This window comes from Streptomyces niveiscabiei, from assembly GCF_001419795.1.
GTDB lineage: Bacteria > Actinomycetota > Actinomycetes > Streptomycetales > Streptomycetaceae > Streptomyces > Streptomyces niveiscabiei.
The window spans coordinates 1-1,647 of sequence record NZ_LIRL01001139.1 but is presented as its reverse complement, the minus strand read 5'-3'; the positions used below and the strand labels follow the sequence as shown (position 1 = coordinate 1,647).

The following is a 1,647-nucleotide window of genomic DNA, read 5'->3' as shown; positions in this document are numbered from 1 at the left end:
GGGTGGTGGCGCTCCGCGCGCGGGTGCGGTGCCGCCGATGCCGACGGAGGCACCGACCGTCGGGGTTCCGGCGGAGTCGGGGGTGAGCGGGGTTCCGGCGATGCCGAGCACGGGCGGGGTTCCGCCGATGCCGAGGACAGGCGGGGTGCCGCCGATGCCGAGGACGGCGCCGGCAGTGGGCGTCGACTTCGCCGTGGAAGGGGCGCCGCCGGGTGGGAGCCCTTGGTGGCCGGAGCAGGCGCCCGCGCGCGGCGGCACCTCGATGTCGTACGCCGACGGAATGCCTCCCCTCCCGGAGGAGGCCCCGGCGACCGGGATTCCGCCCAGGCCGAGGACGGCACCGGCCGGTGGCCCGGACGGGGCGTCGTGGGGTGACGTCACGGAACGGACGTCCGGCGCCGGGGTCCCGCCGATGCCGGACGCCGCCCCGACGGTCGGGGTTCCGCCGTTCCCGGAGATGCCCCCGGCAGGTGGGGTGCAGTCCGTCGCGGAGGCCGGGGCGGCGGGCGCAGGCCGCGCGGTGTTCGATGTGCCGCCGGTCCCCCGGGCCGCACCGCGTGTGCCTCCGATGCCGAGTGCTGCGCCGTACGCCGCGCCCACGCCGCCGGCGGACGGCGGTACGGCGCACCTCTTCGCGTCCCCCAGGGCTCTCCACAAGTACCCCTTCTGCGCACCGCCGTTGAACCAGAACACGTACGGCGCCCGGCACAGGCACCGCCGGGTGCAGCAGGTGCCGGGGCAGGGCAGGGGAACCGGCTGAGAGGACGGGCCGCGCGGCGTCCGGGTGCGCCGAACGGGTGAAAGCGCCGGCTCGGACCACGGGTCGGGAACCTCGGCGGCGGTGACGGCCGTTGGGCGGATCAGACAGCGTGGAGAGGCAGGGGACGATGAGCGACGAGCAGCTCTGGGCATCGGTGGACGGGTACTTCGAGGAGGAACTGGGGCTGAGGGACGAGGTGTTGACGGCAGCGCTGCGGGAGAGCGAGGCGGCGGGGCTCCCGCCGATCAGCGTCTCGGCCGGTCAGGGGAAGCTGCTCCGGCTCCTCGCCGAGCTCCAGGGGGCCCGACGGATTCTGGAGATCGGGACGCTGGGGGGTTACAGCACGATCTGCCTGGCGCGAGCGCTCCCCGAGGACGGCCGCCTCGTCACGCTGGAGTACAGCCGCAAGCACGCGGACGTCGCCGAGCGGAACATCGCGCGGGCCGGCCTCGACAAGATCGTGGAGGTCCGCGTGGGCGAGGCCCTGACGTCCCTGCCACTGCTGGCCGACGAGAACCCGCCGCCCTTCGACCTGGTCTTCATCGACGCGGACAAGGCGAACAACCCGCACTACGTCGAGTGGGCCCTGAAACTCACCAGCGCGGGCGCCCTGATCATCGTCGACAACGTCGTCAGGGGCGGCCGAGTGCTCGACGCGGACGACCCGGCAGCCGACGTCCAGGGCACGCGCGCGGCCCTGCACCTGATCGCCACCCACCCCCGCCTGACCGGCACGGCGATCCAAACGGTCGGCACCAAGGGCTACGACGGCTTCGCCCTGGCAAGGGTCCTGCCCTGACGACCCGCCCCGGGGGACATGGCGAGGTGCCCGGGGCGGGTCGTCAGGGCAGGCCCCTTGCCAGGGCGAAGCCGTCGTAGCCCTTGGT

Annotated in this window: 2 protein-coding genes and 1 pseudogene; 2 read left to right on the top strand and 1 reads right to left on the bottom strand. The window is 74.5% G+C overall.

Annotation, left to right across the window (positions count from 1 at the left end):
* A pseudogene (locus tag AOK24_RS48975) lies at positions 1-381 on the bottom strand (hypothetical protein); the annotation flags it as partial.
* A 31-nt stretch (positions 382-412) separates the two neighbouring features.
* On the opposite strand from AOK24_RS48975, the gene AOK24_RS48970 reads away from it, so the two are divergent.
* Together AOK24_RS48970 and AOK24_RS41060 are read left to right on the top strand one after the other, a co-directional pair.
* Positions 413-760 carry a hypothetical protein gene (locus tag AOK24_RS48970; RefSeq protein ID WP_159052175.1) on the top strand — a complete coding sequence of 116 codons (348 nt, stop codon included), beginning with the start codon at positions 413-415 and terminating at the stop codon, positions 758-760.
* 127 nt (positions 761-887) lie between these two features.
* Positions 888-1,559, top strand: a complete 672-nt coding sequence (locus AOK24_RS41060; RefSeq protein ID WP_055724996.1) for an O-methyltransferase — start codon at positions 888-890, stop codon at positions 1,557-1,559.
* Positions 1,560-1,647: the final 88 nt, after the last annotated feature.